Source organism: Anaeromassilibacillus sp. An250 (genome assembly GCF_002159845.1).
GTDB classification, from domain to species: domain Bacteria; phylum Bacillota; class Clostridia; order Oscillospirales; family Acutalibacteraceae; genus Anaeromassilibacillus; species Anaeromassilibacillus stercoravium.
This window is the reverse complement of the sequence record NZ_NFJK01000006.1, coordinates 133,881-147,822: the sequence shown is the minus strand read 5'-3', so window position 1 is coordinate 147,822 and position 13,942 is coordinate 133,881. Positions and strand designations below refer to the sequence as shown.

Here is a 13,942-nt window from a genome sequence, read left to right as displayed (position 1 = left end):
AGGGAAGGGCACCTGATTTGTATGCAAAATCAGATGCCTTACCGCTCCATATCCTGTTTTCGCTGCTGTTGCTTTTTCCGGTTTTCCTCCTGCTGGGCGCTATCCTGTTTGGCCCTGTGGAGAAAATTCAAAATGGATTCTTTTGCCTTTTCCTGAATCTGCTGTTTACCAGCCTGCTTGACCTCCGGCTGCATCAACTTCTTCTGGATTTTTGTCAGGGCTGACTGCATGGCGCTTTTGATTTTTGAGATGACCCCATCTAACCGGGCGGCGGCATACTCACGCTCTTTTTGCGGAGCTTTCCGTTCCGGCGAGAGAACCCAGTTTTTCGTTTCCTCCACCAACCGAAGATCCTCCTTGTGGGTTTCCTGCCGGACAGTATCGGTGACAACCTCCACCGCCTTGTCATAGGCAATATCCGAAACTTCCTCCACCAGTGTTTCTACATCCTCAATTTTCAGGGACAGCTCCTCCAGCTTTTGTTCCTGAGCGGCCAGCTGCTCCTTTTGCTTCATCAGGATATAGTCCTGTTTCTCCAGATACGCCCGACCGCCATAGGACGGTTCCTGCTCCAGATGTACCCCATGTTTGCGGCTGATGTCAAAGAGCATCGTCCGACAAACTGCATCAAAGGTCTGCTTGCGGTTGTTGTGTTTACCCTTGGGCTTATTCGGATCAGGCAATTCAAACCCCAGTTCCTCCAGCGCCTTTTCCTGCTGGGGACACAGCTCCCCATACCGGTTTTTACAGTCAAACACATGGCGTTCATGGATGTGGGGCGTACCCTCATCCAGATGCAGCGCCCAGTCCAGAATGTGGATATGAGAACCAAAGCGCCGCTCAAACTCCTCGTAAAATTCGCTGACAATGAGTGCCAGAGTACCCGGTGGAACGGATTCTTCCATGGTGCCGATCTGGTAGATACTTTCCTCTGGACAGGTCTTGTTATTTTTCAAAAGGTCTTCCACCGTACGGTTGCGCTCGGTGTGCCGGGTTTTCTCGTTCCGGGCATTCTGGGCATCCACATGGTCGGAATAATGCTCGTAGTAATACATCCGCTCAATTTCTTCAAAGCTGAAATCCGGCTGTTCCGGATTTTCCCGAAATTCCGGGGTAGTGAATCCACGGTAGCAGTCCCAGTACACATTTTTCTTGGCTCGCTGGGCATCAATGTGTTCACTGTTTTCCACATCAAACCGGCGGTCATTGTGCCGGGGATTATAGGTGCCATGCTTACCGGAGCGTCCGTTGTGCCGTGTTAGTTTCAATCTTCATCCCTCCAATCTCTGTTGATTTTCCCCAAAGGGGGAGCAGCGGCGAAGCCGCCAAACCTGCGGATTTCTGCGTCAGGTAATACCCAGTACGAATTGACGCAAAGCATCAACTCTCCCTGGGCAAGGCGTTTCACCCTTGACCCGATGGGGCGGCTGCCCTCAACCCGCCAATGGGCCTTGCCCCTTGACCCCAACAGGGCGCTGCACCCCTGTACCCAGCACAAAGGGCTTGCCGCCCTCTGTACTCCTGCCCGGAGAAGCTGACTTCCACCACTTGTACGGTTTCTGTCAGCTCCTCCGGCTCTGAATGCTCCTTTTGTCGCATTTCCCAGCAGGGGGGATACCCCGGGGATATTACGATACCAATTCACCGCAAGAATACCGGGTGCAGACCCGTCATTTTCTCGTGAATTGACCTGATTTCAGGCGCTCTCCTTGTCCGTCCGCAAAACCTGAAATCCGTGCTGTTTGGCGTACTCTCTGGCAGCAGCCAGCCGCTCCTCGCTGTACGGTGGCACTAGACGGATAGACAGCCGGGACTTGTCCATCACATAGGTCACGCTGCCCTCAGTAGTGCTGCGCTCCAACCGGCACAGCTTGGGATACTTCCGGCTGAACTCGGCCAGCCTGCGCTTCAGATCGGCGTTGAAGGTGTAGATGCTGGCGGTGTCCTCCGCCTCGTTCCAGTTGATGATAGTTTCTTTCTCATACTTAGACAGCTTCGTCATACAGATCCTCCTCATAGTCGGTATTTTCCTTTACCAAACGCAGGCGGCGCTTGGCACAGTAATACTCGTCCATCTCAGCACGGAGCTGGTGGTAAAAGCCGGTGTACCAACTTTCTTCCATCTCCGTTTCCAGCTTCCGGGCCAGCTCCAGTATCCGGTGTTTGGCCTGCGGGTCAACGGTCAGGGCAGTCAGCCATTTGAGCCTTGTCACCGTGTTGTGGTGGTTGGGACAGGCAAAGTCGTACAGCACTTTCTTTTCTCGGATACTTAACTTCATAAAAATCAACCTCCTAAAAGTTTATTTTCCATGTGTTAGTTGCCGGTTTGCCTGCAATCGCTCCTGCCCGGATTTTCCCCGGCGTATTGTCCTCCTTGGTGCGCTCCTGTCATGGCGTCACTTCCCCAAAGGTCATACCCCTTGCAGCCGGTCATTCAATTTTCAAGGTTCTGTGTCTCCTGACAAAACTCATTTTACCGAAAAAACAGGCCCCCTCCCGTATGTCCAAAATGATGGAAAACGGCTTAAAATCAGCATATTTCCACGCTTATGGAATCATGGTATAATAGTTAAAAACGGCAGGATTTTCCTGATGAGAGGGGGAGTTTAGATGCACACAAAACTGTCTATCCCGGAACGATTAAAAGACTTGCGGGTGGTGGACAAGCACCTGACGCTGGAGCAACTGGCCGAGCAGACCGGGCTTTCCAAATCTGCGCTCAGCAAATATGAAAGCGACGATTATAAGGACATCAGCCCCTTTGCCATCGCTACGCTGGCGGAATTTTATGGGGTGTCCACCGATTACCTGATGGGATTGTCAGAAAATAAAAATCACCCAAACACAGAGCTTCAGGCCCTGCATTTGAGTGATGATATGGTTACATTATTGAGCAGCGGGAAAATCAACAACCGGCTGCTGTGTGAGATTGCCACACATGAGAACTTCCAGCGGCTGATGACGGATATTGAGATTTTCGTTGACCGGATTGCTGATATGCGGATCGCCCAGATGAATCTGGTGCTGGAGGCCACCCGGCAGGAAGTGATCCGCAGCCATGCACCAGGGGATAACGACCTTTATGTCCGCACGCTGGAGCTGGGACAGGTGCAGGAGAGCGACTTTTTCAGCCACACGATTCATGATGATCTGGACAGCATCGTCCAGGATATTCGTCAGGCCCATGTTACCGACCGCACTACCGCCGATCCGCAGCCATCTTTCACAGAGGTCAAGGAAAAATTTGACCGTGCCATGCAGTTGGGCAGCAATGAGGAACGGGTGATCCACGAGTTTTGCGACCAGATGCAAATTCCATTTGACAAGATTGCTTCCGAGGATTTCTCAGCGTTTATGCGGATATTGAGCCTGTCCAAACTGCTGAAAAACCCCAACAATATGAGGGGAAAAGCCCGACTACAATCACCCCATCGAATAAAAAGCAAAAAGAGAAGATAACTTCGTTTTTACAACAAAACCGACTGCCATAAAGATAGCAGTCGGTTTTGTTGTAAAAGATGGCAGCATATCGAATATGCTTATTAGTTTTCCAATCACACGGGCGTGCAAACATGAACAAGAGTTTTCTCTTCAGGAAGAATCGTCAATGGAAATTTATCTGGAAACGATGTTAGTTCGCAAGAACTTACAGTTTGTGCCGTGCGATAAAAATTTTTCATGACAAACGAAATAAATTGATATGGGGATATAGCTGATGAAACGGGTATCCGGCAGTTTTCGTATTGACCAAGAGTCAAATGTGACATGGGATGCTCTACCGGTACAAATGCATCACCAGAGTCAAAATCAAACCTTAATGGCACTGTAACTATTCTTTTGTCCAGAAATTCAAGATATAGCTCATCTTGCATATAAAGCTCAGGTTCATTCTGAAACACTTCCAGATTGGGGGCAGGGAAAAATGATAAACGGTGTGCAATCAAATTTTCATTTTGAAAGCGGTATAGCAATGTAATTAATGCACCATCTATCATTTTCAGATTGTAGTGTTTCCTACTTAAAAGCTCTGCGTACATTTCAGCATACGAAATATTTTTTAAAAATATAGAATTTTCGGCTGAGCTAATTCCAATTTCAGTAATTCCGCCTGTACTCTGCGTTGAGGAAGGAAAATTTTGTGCATCACAAAGTCCAGACTCAATCATGTCAATAGTTAGCTGCTGAATTTGCTTGAGAACATCCTTTGCGTTTAGCACCCACTATTCCTCCTTGCCTTTAAGGAGGGCAAGAAGACGCTCAACTTTATCTTCGCCCAAATCCTCAAGAAAAACACTACCACTTTCCAGTTCTTCAATTAGACTGGCAATATTCCCTTTGCTCTTTTTAATTTTAACTTTTTCGGCATCACTCATATCGCGGTTAACAATATTCATATGATCCCGCTGTGGTTTAGTCGGATAAATAAAGTCCAAGGTGAAATTATGCTGTTTTACTTGTTGATACTCAGCAATAAGTCCATCCATCTGAGGTCCAACACCTAATACTCTGACCCATGCTTTGCTTCGAGTAATAGCTGTAAAAAGCTGATTACGCAGTTTTGCTAAATCGAAATATGAATCAAAGCACGATTGCGCATTTACAATATAAACCATAGCAGCCTCATTGCCTTTGGCTCTATATATGCCTGTAAATGCTACTGAATCATTATTTTCAGAAAAGAAAACATCGGGGGCAGTATCTACTCCAGCAGTATGTGATTGTATTCCTTGCTGAAACAAAAGTGAGCGAATAGGTGCAACCACTCGTTTAGTCGTTAACGGATCTGGATTTATTACAATAATATCATCGGGCCGCAACTCGTCTTCGTTGATGTTTTTCTTAATCTCCATAGCAACCCAAGCATCTTGTTCTTCTTGTGTTTTAAAACTTTTGAACACAATCAAATCATCAATGTCAGAATGATTTTCCAAAAAAGCTGGGCTACTTTGTTTCGTTCTCCTTAAAACGACTCTTTCTCCATCCTCAAGAGCTCCGTCAGCTACCTCATATCCTATATCATGCCACAAACTGCTTTGATCAAACATTTGTACTATCCCGGATTCTTTTGGCGCAGGTGGGTTACGATATATACCAAATCCTAAAGCATGTGCTGTGACCAACGCCGGTCGAGAATTTCTATAACATTTCTCTAAAATGATATCTTGCTGAGGCTGTCCTTCTTCAAATGGTTTGAATCTTACTTTGGGCGTTCCGTCTTCGGCCAAACCAAAAATTTCTTCAGGCGACGGCAACGATTGAGACCGGAGATTTTGAAGTTCATCATAAGCATACACTAATCGCTTAGGTGGCTGAAGCATCTCGTAACAAAGCCTTAAAAAAGAAGGTGAAAAATCCTGAGCTTCATCTACAAGAATAGCATCGTATTGTGGCAAAAACTTTTGTGCATCAGATAACGCCTTATTACAAGCCTCTCCAAAAGGATCGCTTGAGCCAAACTTGTTTCTTGCGGCCATAAAATCATAGTATTCAACATTGTTTATCCCACAAAACATATAATACATACCATTTCTTTCACCGCCACCAGGTGCGCCCCAAGCATGTATTATATTAATATTTTCCCAATCAGGTTCCTCACTTGTTTGCTCAATATAAAATGTGTTTATTAACTGCCGCAACTGTCCCTTTAAAGAACGAGTATTAAATGTAACGGCAATTTTCCAATCTGGATGTTGAGCATGTAGATATGCTGCTTTTAGAGCCAATACAATTGTCTTTCCAGATCCGGCTAAACCACGAATTCGTTGTACGCCATCTACAGTTTCAATAACGGCTCGACTTTGCTGATTGTCCAGATTTGCTATCGAGTCTTCTAAATTTCTTAACTTTGCACCTCTGGACTCTGGATTTGTAGTTTCTCTGCGTTTTTTTCCTTTTCGTATACTAGAGATTGCTTGCAGAACAGAAACCAATTTTTCGTAATAGCTATCATTTTCCCATGTTAGGGTGTCAATATATTCTTCAAGCTCTTTATCGTTTATACATAGCGGATAGAATTCATCTTCTGTGTCGTTTTTCCTCAAGGCAGGAGCATAGGTAACAACATTGGGAACAACACACAATGTTCTTTTTTGCATTAATTGCCTATAGCCTTTAAGTTTGGCTTCGATTTTATTAGCACAGTCATCCTGCTCATCTTGGTAATTTTCAACATCTTTGCCTTCGATTAAATTGAAGACTACGAGACCTTTATTAGGAGAAATCCATAACCCATCAATTGGATAAGCTCCATCTACTGTGCCGATAATCGGATATCCTATATAAAGATAGCCTTCAAGTTCTGTATGAACTTGAAAAAAGGATTTCAATGACTCACTAGCTATTGGCTTTTTTGTTGTGCCAGTAATGATTGTTACCATAAGCTGTCCTCCTCTTTACGATATGATTCCTTAGGAAACTAGGAGTTTCAAGTTTTCAGAAATTATAGGTTTGTGTTCGATAATCACTATATAATTTTACCGCCCTTTTAATTTGGGAACGCACCGACACAGATAAGGCCTTGTACTCAGCTTTTCTCTCCAAATAGAACAAATATATATCATCATCCTGCCAAGCAAGAATTCCATCTGCACGCTTAATTCGTGATACTGTGTCACTAATAACAGCATTTGAATAGCTGGTATTTTCTTTCAACCAACATTTGAATTGATCTATTTCAATCACGACTGTCTTCCTCCACAGCCAACTTTACTGTTTCAGCAACAAAACTTGCCAAATTAACAGGCACAGCATTTCCGATCATTTGTTCAACATCAGTTTTGCTGCCAATCCAAATATAATCTTTGGGGAAGGTCTGAATCCACGCCCTCTCTTGTGTAGAAAGCACATGAAGCGATTCATTTACAGGACAAGCATCATTCGGATGTCCTGGATAACCTTTAGGAACAGGTCGGTTTACTCCTCGCATTGTTGGTGCGGGTTCATCAATTGAAAAAACTGCTCGCCTATTATAATTTCGTGGATGCCTATAATAAAATTCAAATCCCAAAGTATTGCCGAAATAATCCCGCAACGTCATCGGCTTTTGTGAAATCCTCTTGTCAAAAAGGGTTTGTGCAAATCCATCAGGCTGGTTTTGCATACCAAAACAGATGAATCGTTTCCGCTTTTGAGGAGTACCACACCGACTTGCATCAAGCACAATTTCTGTAAGGCCATAACCTGCATTTTTAAAAATATTTCGAGCACTAGAATAGGCATTGCTATTTCTTGCACGATCTACATTTTCCATAACAAAGCATTTAGGCCTAATCACAGACACTATTTCAGCGAAGCTATCTGTTAAACTTGCCCTACCTGCTTCAATTCTTTTTCCTGCATGAGAAAAATCCTGACATGGCGGCCCGCCAATAATTATGTCTGGGGCAAAAGGTTTTATTGCTTCAACGGCTTTTGATACATCAGATAAGTCAATTTGGAAAACTGGGTGTGAAAAATTTGCCTCATAGCATTTTACTGCTGCATCCCACCATTCAAAAGCAGCTAAAATATCAAATCCTTGCTTTTGAAACCCGAGCGACAATCCACCACATCCGGAAAATAAATCTACTGTTCTCATGGTGACCCCTTTCGTTTACAGCCGAATTATGGTATAATTAAAAATTAATAATACCGAGATGTCGACTATTCTTTTATTATAATTAAATTACATCTTGACGTCAAGTATTTGACGTCTTTTTACAAAAAGTCAGGAGGGAAAATATGGCATCTGGACTATTTGGAATTAAACATTCAAATCGTACTGTTGACGATCACTGGGGGAAAAACTGTTTTAATTCAAGCTACCCAACCGCAACAGCTTGTTATATGCTGGCCAATAACATTCCGGCTATTTATATTCGATTAGATTATATTAACGGAAGATTATGTGTTGTTGCGGATGAAATACCTATTCAGCAAGTATTTAACTGTGGCAACAAGAACCCTGGCGATTTGCACTTCAATTTTGAATCTGTTTTCGAGCCTTACCAGCAATACTCCTTTGATGCTATTGATGGGATTGATTTGGTTGTGAAGGACACTAACGGAAATTATCTATCTCCCTTAGAAGTAAAACTTACCGTCTTACCAACAGATCAAACCAGCCGTCAACCAGAAGAAAAGTGGGGATGTGAACTTGTCATTCGTTCTGCCACCACATCTTATTGTGCATTAGGTATGTTTGACTCTGTTAAAGAGCATGCCTACCACATAAGGGAAATTTTCGAAGAATCCTGCTCCTCAATACAAATGTGGGATAATGATTATGAAATGACTCACAAAATGCCAATGCTGTGTCGTAGTATCGATGCGTTTCAAAAAGAGTATTATCATCATCAAAAACCACTACTTATGCAAACCATCTGGAAAACACAAGGAAAGTCTCCGCTCTTAGCCGATCAAGCGTTTGATATTGTTGTATGGAGTGACTATGCTTTTTCACGCTTGTTCATTGATGGTTCTGGGGCTGAAGCAACTACGATGAGTCGACCAATGCGTGCAACTGCACGTTTGGCAAGATGCATTTGGGAACTCAGTAAATCTGGAAAAATCCGTGTAGTAGATATTTATCGTCAAATGGCTTTTGGAAATCAAACGGATAAAGAGTTTGCAATTGGCGGTTCAAAATGGCGCCAGTACGTAACATCGGATAGAATTGTTCGTCCAATTTTGCCTAAAAATGTTGTTAATGAAATTATTGAACCAGGCTACATACAGCGTCTTAGCCCCGAAAGAAGATTTGACCAAACTTTATATTTTACTGTCCTAAATTAATTTAAGAAAAGGAAAAGGAACAACTATATTGTTACTTTTCCTTTTTCTTTTATAGTGAAATTCTGTGAACTAATCGTTCATATGATCCAATACATTCAACAACCTCCACTCTTTTATAAAGCCCAGAATCATCATTATTGAATAATCTTATGTGATATAAAGCGTCTTCTTCCTGTAAATAATAGTACAATTCATCGATCGACTCATCGTTTCTGACAAATCTAACAAGATACATTAAACGCCTCCATTTTCTAAAGTCTAATTTTTTCGGGGATACTCATCCAACAGTGTATGTACTTCTTTCATAAGCATCATTCCCAAAGAGAACCCATACTGAAAGTGTGCTTCTAACTCCATACAGTGAACATCAACCACATGAGTGTGAAACTGGTTGACCAGCTCCATCTGCTCTTTAGAAAGTTTTTCCTCTAACTCGGTAAGCAGCTCTCCGGTGTGTCTATGTAGCTCGCGGTATTCTTTTTTGTGGGGAACTACCTGTTCTGCGGGGTAGATATTACCACAATATAAATCATCTAACACCATCTCACAGCACCTCCTTTGCATCATAGATTAGTTCGTGACGGACAATTTCCTCCGCACGGTTTCGGATGCTGTTCATAGCTCCAACCCACGCCAGCTGGTCACGGGCTTTCAATTCCTCCGTAATCCCCTCGGTTTTTTTCATCTGGGCAATGATACAATTCAGCCGATTTTGTGCCTGCTCGTTCAGATCAGCCAAGTATGTCCAGAGTTTGCCGGTCAAGAGCAGATCATTATACTGGACTGGATGGCATTGCTCCAGATAGGCTTTGTGCATACGGCCCCAAATCCCAATGGGGCCGCTTTCTTCCGGCAGCTGTAAGTCTGGGATGTAATAATCACCGACCAGCGTATAGCCGATGCTGTTTTCACTGGTTTTCTTCGGTAAGTGTTCCATAAGCGACCTCCTGTATTCGATTTTTCTCCGAATCCAGCTGATCGTGTCCCTGTTCATGTCAAATTCAAGGCAGCTGAACTCTTCATTAACAAGTATGGCATATCCTTTCCCAATTTTTGATAGGTGAGGCCGTGGGAAACCTGGCTGCCGCGGTTCTCCGATTGATTGAAACTGTCGATCGTTTCTTTCCCCAGCAGCTCCGAAATTTCTTTCAGGGTGGATTTCTCCTTGCCTCCCAAAAACAAGGTGCTGTCGCAGTTACCCACGATGGTATCCGCCGCGTCCTTGTAGATGGTCTTTAACTGGCTTTGGCTCTGCAAAATAATAGAAGCCGATATTTCACGGCTTCGGATGGTGGCAATCAGCTTGTCGAAGTTCGGGATTTGACCGATGTTCGCAAACTCGTCCAGCAAGCACCGCACATGGACCGGCAGGCGTCCCCCGTAGAAGTCGTCCGCCTTGTCGCACAGCAGGTTGAAAAGCTGGGAGTACATGAGCGCCGCCACAAAATTGAAGGTGCTGTCCGTATCCGAGAGGATGACGAACAGCGCCGATTTGCGGTCGCCCAGGGTGTCCAGCTCCAGCTCGTCCTCCGCCATGAGGTCCCGCAGCTCCTGGATGTCAAAGGGAGAAAGGCGGGCGCCGCAGCTAATCAGTATGGATTTTAGAGTTTTGCCCGCCGCCATCTTGAATTTGCGGTACTGCTTCACAGCAAAGTGGTCCGGGTGCTCCTTTTCCAGCTTGGCGAACAGAATGTCCACCGGGCTTTGGAACTCCTCGTCGTCCTCCCGCGCCTCACTGGCGTTGATGAGGTCCAGCAGGGTGATAAAGTTGCGCTCCTTCGGCTCCGCCTCGTACCAGATGTACCCGATGAGGGCGGAATAGTACAGCCGCTCGGCCTTCACCCAGAAATCTTCACTGGACTTTTCGCCCTCGCCTTTGGTGTTGAGGATCAGGGCGTTCACCAGCTTCAAAATATCCTTCTCGCTGCGGATGTACGCCAGAGGGTTATACCGCATGGACTTCTTGAAGTTGATGAGGTTCAGGCTTTTGATGCGGTATCCCTTGCGCTCCAGCAGGGCTCCTACCTCGTTCAGGATGGTGCCTTTCGGGTCAGTGACCACATAGGAGGAATGGCACTGGAGCAGGTTGGGCTTGACAAAGAACCTTGTCTTTCCGCTGCCGGAACCGCCAATGACCAAAATGTTTTTATTCCTGGCATACTTGGGCTCCTTGGGGCGGCTCGACATGGTGATCCGTTCCGTCTGAGTGAGGAGGACGTTCTGTAAGAAGTCCGGGTCTGCGTAGGGAGCGATGTCGGCCGGGGTGCCCCAGCGGGCGCTCCCGTACTCGATCCCCCGGCGGTATTTCTTCGCGTTCTTGCCTTTGGAGTAGACCGCCAGCCGGATCAGCACCGCGCCGGCGGCGCCCATGCACAGGTCCAGCAGATGGAAGCTGGGCGCCAGGCTGGCAAAGGCCGCCGAAAAGCCCTGCCCGATGTGGAGCAGCTTCTCCGAGGCGTCCGCCCCAGGCGCCAGCCGTATCCCCTGGCAGAGCTTGTCAAAGAGATACACGAAGATGAGATACGGGAGGTTGAGGATGATCTGCTTTTTCAGCTTGTCGGTCATCGCGCCACCTCCCGGTCCTTGGTCTTGACCTTCTCCCGTTCCCGGTGTTTGGTCTTTGACTGTTCCTGAGCCTGGGCCAGCCTCTCCCGGATGGTGGGGCGATTCTCCCGGCCCAGGGTCATGGCGGTGAACTCCTTGAAGGCCGGCTGGAGCTGGTCCTTGTCCTTCGCCTTGAAGAACACATAGTAGTGCGGCGGGTCGGTTGTGGGGTCTTTTTTCAGGGCATAGTCGATGTCATACTTTTTCGCCACCGCCGAAAACGCCTTGATGTTCTGCTCCGTGATCTCGATGTTGGTCAGGGAGGCACCATGCTGTTTGAGCTGGTGCAGGGTCTGTTTTCCCTGGTGTAAGCTGCGCTGGGAGGGCTTTTTCTGCATCTCCTCCAGCACCTTCTTCACGGCCTTTTGGAGCAGGTCCGCGGTCATCTTGCCCGCCTCCACCGAGAGGGAGACCACGCCCTGGGTGATTTCTTCCTGCACTCACATCACCTCCGATCTCCGCCGCCGTACATATCGTGGCTCACCAGGGAAGTGTAGTAGCTGTCGATGGTGGCCGGGGCGTTATACAAAGCGGCCAGCAGGTATTTCTTGATATTGCGGACATAGGTGGTGTTCTCCCGCATCCGGTCCAGCACATACTCGATGTGGGAACTGTTCAGCTTCAGGAACCGGGACTTGACCACCTCCGCCGGGTAGTCGTCCCCGGCGATACGGATCATCTCCCGGTTGGAGCACACCGTGTCCACCATGAGCTCCACCAGCTCGTCCAGGCGGTCACGGTCAAGGCGGTGGTTCTGGATGAGGCAGTCATACTCGATGTTCTCCAAAATCAATTCCCGATAGCTTTCCCGTTCCCGCATCCGGTCCCGTCCTTTCCGGTCCGAGCCCCTGGGGGTTTGGGGGATTGATTGGACAGGATTTGATCCTTCCGTACTTGATAGATCTTTTTTTGATTTTTCTTTACTTGATCTATTAGTATTTAATTGTGCGGGGTTTCCCTGTTCAGGTTCTTCCAAGACAGGGGAAGCCTGTTCAGGATTATCCAAGACTGGATTTTCCCGTTCAGGTTTTTGCGGTTTTGGTTCCGGCGGTCTGGGCTGCTCCAGGATGGTGTACTCGATGGCGCCGAGCTGGCCGTTGGGGTTGCGGACCCGCTGGCGGATCACATAGCCGTGTTCCTCCAGCTCCCGCACCCCGGCGCAGATACTGTCAACGCCATCCTTGCAGATCCGGGCCAGCCCCTTGGTGGTATAGTCCCACTCCTCCGGCAGGGAGAGCATGAGGGAGAGAAGGCCCTTCGCTTTCAACGAGAGCGACTTGTCCCGCAGGTGATGGTTGGACATCACCGTATAATCGCGGGTTTTCTCAATGCGGAATACCGCCATGTTGGATACCTCCTTCCTTCGGTTTTGAAAAGTGTTCGTTTCGGCGGGTTTGCGCCCCTGTATCGCCGCCCGGCCTCCCATGAGGGAAAGAATATGGGCGGCTTCATTTGCGCCGCCCACAGGCGAAAAAACAGGGGATTTCCCACCCGTTTTTATACAGTTTTGCGTGCCCCCGGCAGGGCATAAAAAAACGCCACAGGTTTGTGTTACCCATGGCGTTGCCCCGGCAGATGGCCGGTCTGTATTCAGTTATATGGTCACGGGGCGGAGGCCCCGATTGACGGGTACTGTACCCGTATCTTGGCATTTCGTGGTCTTTCAGCGTGTCAAGGCTCACTCAACAGTAGTAAAATCGTAGTAAATGAGATGGTTTTGACCTGTCTGAAATGCCCGTGGATACAGTGTTTTCAAGGGATAATCAGATTTTGGCTTGATTTTTAGATATAAAAAAACCACTCGCTTAACGAGTGGCTCAAAAGAAGGTTAATGCCGATGATGAGAAGAAAACCTCCTTTTGTTGTAAAGGAAACTTGCTGCCAAGCAACTGCAGGAAACAACAAAAGGAGGATATTGAAAATCGGGAAGGCCGGCGTATGGGAAATAACAAACCGGCATTCCATGCTATTTTTCTACGGGGCCATAGTCCCGATTACTTCTGTGCAGTTCCATCTAAGAATGCGTTGCCCACACGTTCACCCAGCACATGGTATCCGTTGTGAACTGGCTCGAAGGAGATGGGATGGAATTTGGAGAAATCAATGGTCCCATCTTCCCCCAGGACACATTCGTCGATGCTTGTGTTGATAATCTGGCCAATGATATTGCCGTCCTCGGTCATCTTAAGAAATTTACATTCCAATGTCACAGGAAGTTCGTTAATCAGAGGCGCATCCACAAATTTGCTCTTGCTTACATGGAATCCGGCTTTTTCCAGCTTATGGGGTTCCGTATTAGCAGAAACCATCCCCACATAGTCAGAAGGAATCAGGTGGGAAGCGTCGGCAAAACTGACGCTGAAAGCACCTTTTTTCTGAATGTTTTTTGTCGTTTTGTGGCCGGCACTCAGGCAAAGTACCACCTTGTCAACGTCATACAACCCACCCCAAGCAGCGTTCATAGCGTTGGCAGTGCCATCTTCATTATAGGTTCCAATGATAAGAACCGGCAACGGATAAAACCAGGGTTTGCTTCCAAAATCTTTACGCATAATAAGTATTCCCT

General features: G+C 46.7%; 14 protein-coding genes and 1 pseudogene. 2 read left to right on the top strand and 13 right to left on the bottom strand.

The window, feature by feature from the left end; translation table 11 throughout:
* Positions 1-38 precede the first annotated feature (38 nt).
* From B5F54_RS07475 to B5F54_RS07465, 3 genes are all read right to left on the bottom strand, one after another.
* Positions 39-1,268 (bottom strand): serine/arginine repetitive matrix protein 2, encoded by a 1,230-nt coding sequence (locus tag B5F54_RS07475; RefSeq protein WP_087232598.1) that lies wholly within the window; start codon positions 1,266-1,268, stop codon positions 39-41.
* A gap of 428 nt (positions 1,269-1,696) precedes the next feature.
* A complete protein-coding gene (locus B5F54_RS07470) occupies positions 1,697-2,002 on the bottom strand; it encodes a molecular chaperone (RefSeq protein ID WP_087232595.1) in 306 nt (101 codons plus the stop codon).
* Positions 1,986-2,279, bottom strand: coding sequence for a hypothetical protein (locus B5F54_RS07465; protein ID WP_087232592.1), 294 nt, complete (start codon positions 2,277-2,279; stop codon positions 1,986-1,988). Before B5F54_RS07465 ends, B5F54_RS07470 begins: the two co-directional genes overlap by 17 nt.
* Before the next feature lie 331 nt (positions 2,280-2,610).
* Between B5F54_RS07465 and B5F54_RS07460 the strand changes: the two genes are divergently transcribed.
* Positions 2,611-3,459, top strand: coding sequence for a helix-turn-helix domain-containing protein (locus B5F54_RS07460; RefSeq protein WP_087232589.1), 849 nt, complete (start codon positions 2,611-2,613; stop codon positions 3,457-3,459).
* Between the two features lie 95 nt (positions 3,460-3,554).
* On the opposite strand, the gene B5F54_RS07455 is transcribed toward B5F54_RS07460, so the two are convergent.
* The 4 genes from B5F54_RS07455 to B5F54_RS07445 are packed head-to-tail and all read right to left on the bottom strand — an operon-like array spanning position 3,555 to position 7,576.
* Positions 3,555-4,217, bottom strand: a complete 663-nt coding sequence (locus tag B5F54_RS07455) for a DUF2290 domain-containing protein (protein ID WP_164488722.1) — start codon at positions 4,215-4,217, stop codon at positions 3,555-3,557.
* Between the two features lie 3 nt (positions 4,218-4,220).
* On the bottom strand, positions 4,221-6,377 hold the full coding sequence (locus B5F54_RS07450; protein ID WP_087232586.1) for a DEAD/DEAH box helicase: 2,157 nt from the start codon (positions 6,375-6,377) through the stop codon (positions 4,221-4,223).
* Between the two features lie 55 nt (positions 6,378-6,432).
* Positions 6,433-6,681, bottom strand: a complete 249-nt coding sequence (locus B5F54_RS18070; protein ID WP_242956977.1) for a hypothetical protein — start codon at positions 6,679-6,681, stop codon at positions 6,433-6,435.
* Entirely contained in the window at positions 6,674-7,576 is a 903-nt protein-coding gene (locus B5F54_RS07445) for a DNA cytosine methyltransferase (protein WP_242956976.1), read from the bottom strand. Before B5F54_RS07445 ends, B5F54_RS18070 begins: the two co-directional genes overlap by 8 nt.
* Positions 7,577-7,719: 143 nt before the next feature.
* Here B5F54_RS07445 and B5F54_RS07440 point away from each other — a divergent pair, with 143 nt between their 5' ends.
* Entirely contained in the window at positions 7,720-8,772 is a 1,053-nt protein-coding gene (locus tag B5F54_RS07440; RefSeq protein ID WP_087232583.1) for a HindVP family restriction endonuclease, read from the top strand.
* A 258-nt stretch (positions 8,773-9,030) separates the two neighbouring features.
* Here B5F54_RS07440 and B5F54_RS07430 read toward each other — a convergent pair whose 3' ends face one another.
* The 6 genes and pseudogenes from B5F54_RS07430 to B5F54_RS07400 all read right to left on the bottom strand — a co-directional run bounded on the left by B5F54_RS07430 (position 9,031) and on the right by B5F54_RS07400 (position 13,928).
* Positions 9,031-9,315: a DUF6809 family protein gene (locus B5F54_RS07430; RefSeq protein ID WP_087232577.1), complete on the bottom strand. Its 285-nt coding sequence runs from the start codon at positions 9,313-9,315 to the stop codon at positions 9,031-9,033.
* A 1-nt stretch (position 9,316) separates the two neighbouring features.
* Positions 9,317-9,709, bottom strand: coding sequence for a TnpV protein (locus B5F54_RS07425; protein ID WP_087232574.1), 393 nt, complete (start codon positions 9,707-9,709; stop codon positions 9,317-9,319).
* 98 nt (positions 9,710-9,807) lie between these two features.
* A pseudogene (locus B5F54_RS07420) lies at positions 9,808-11,337 on the bottom strand (VirD4-like conjugal transfer protein, CD1115 family); the annotation flags it as partial.
* Complete coding sequence (locus B5F54_RS07415; RefSeq protein ID WP_071430357.1) at positions 11,334-11,816, bottom strand: PcfB family protein; 483 nt, start codon at positions 11,814-11,816, stop codon at positions 11,334-11,336. The gene B5F54_RS07415 and the pseudogene B5F54_RS07420, both read right to left, overlap by 4 nt.
* A 5-nt stretch (positions 11,817-11,821) precedes the next feature.
* Complete coding sequence (locus B5F54_RS07410) at positions 11,822-12,721, bottom strand: DUF6017 domain-containing protein (RefSeq protein WP_071430359.1); 900 nt, start codon at positions 12,719-12,721, stop codon at positions 11,822-11,824.
* Between the two features lie 649 nt (positions 12,722-13,370).
* Positions 13,371-13,928 carry a flavin reductase family protein gene (locus B5F54_RS07400; RefSeq protein WP_087232565.1) on the bottom strand — a complete coding sequence of 186 codons (558 nt, stop codon included), beginning with the start codon at positions 13,926-13,928 and terminating at the stop codon, positions 13,371-13,373.
* Positions 13,929-13,942 lie beyond the last annotated feature (14 nt).

Bases quoted from the DNA above. Each gene is read 5' to 3' on its own strand.
- B5F54_RS07450 (WP_087232586.1), bottom strand. From the start codon at position 6,377: ATGGTAACAATCATTACTGGCACAACAAAAAAGCCAATAGCTAGTGAG.
- B5F54_RS07400 (WP_087232565.1), bottom strand. From the start codon at position 13,928: ATGCGTAAAGATTTTGGAAGCAAACCCTGGTTTTATCCGTTGCCGGTT.
- B5F54_RS07445 (WP_242956976.1), bottom strand. From the start codon at position 7,576: ATGAGAACAGTAGATTTATTTTCCGGATGTGGTGGATTGTCGCTCGGG.
- B5F54_RS07430 (WP_087232577.1), bottom strand. From the start codon at position 9,315: ATGGTGTTAGATGATTTATATTGTGGTAATATCTACCCCGCAGAACAG.
- B5F54_RS07465 (WP_087232592.1), bottom strand. From the start codon at position 2,279: ATGAAGTTAAGTATCCGAGAAAAGAAAGTGCTGTACGACTTTGCCTGT.
- B5F54_RS07410 (WP_071430359.1), bottom strand. From the start codon at position 12,721: ATGGCGGTATTCCGCATTGAGAAAACCCGCGATTATACGGTGATGTCC.
- B5F54_RS07460 (WP_087232589.1), top strand. From the start codon at position 2,611: ATGCACACAAAACTGTCTATCCCGGAACGATTAAAAGACTTGCGGGTG.
- B5F54_RS07440 (WP_087232583.1), top strand. From the start codon at position 7,720: ATGGCATCTGGACTATTTGGAATTAAACATTCAAATCGTACTGTTGAC.
- B5F54_RS07470 (WP_087232595.1), bottom strand. From the start codon at position 2,002: ATGACGAAGCTGTCTAAGTATGAGAAAGAAACTATCATCAACTGGAAC.
- B5F54_RS07425 (WP_087232574.1), bottom strand. From the start codon at position 9,709: ATGGAACACTTACCGAAGAAAACCAGTGAAAACAGCATCGGCTATACG.